General features: G+C 67.1%; 1 protein-coding gene. It reads left to right on the top strand.

The window, feature by feature from the left end:
• On the top strand, window positions 1-356 hold a 356-nt coding region (locus tag AB4097_RS21565; protein ID WP_442043355.1), incomplete at both ends, for a substrate binding domain-containing protein.

The raw sequence follows: 356 nt of genomic DNA, 5'->3' as shown, positions 1-356 counted from the left end.
ACGGAGCAGGGCGCGGCGTTCATGGAGCAGTGCAAGAAGGCGCTGTCCGACCTGGACCGCGCCGAGATGCTGATTGCCGAAGGCAAGCACAAGGCCACCGGCCACCTGATCGTGTCCGCCCCGGCCGCGTTCGGCCGCAAGCATGTGGCGCCGCACGCGCCGGCGTTTCTGCGTGCCAATCCCGAAGTGCAGATCTCGTTCAACCTGACGGACCGCGTGGTGGATCTCGTGCGCGAGGGCTACGACGTCGGCATCCGCATCGGCGGCGCCATCGACCCGAATTTCGTGGCGATCAAGCTCGCGACGAACAAGCGGGTGGTCTGCGGCACGCCGGCCTACTTCGCCAAGCATGGGGT

The sequence above is a fragment of the Microvirga sp. 2MCAF35 genome, from assembly GCF_052115545.1.
In the GTDB taxonomy this organism is placed as follows: domain Bacteria; phylum Pseudomonadota; class Alphaproteobacteria; order Rhizobiales; family Beijerinckiaceae; genus Microvirga.
Note: the sequence above shows the minus strand (reverse complement) of the source record. Positions and strands in the feature narration are given on the sequence as shown.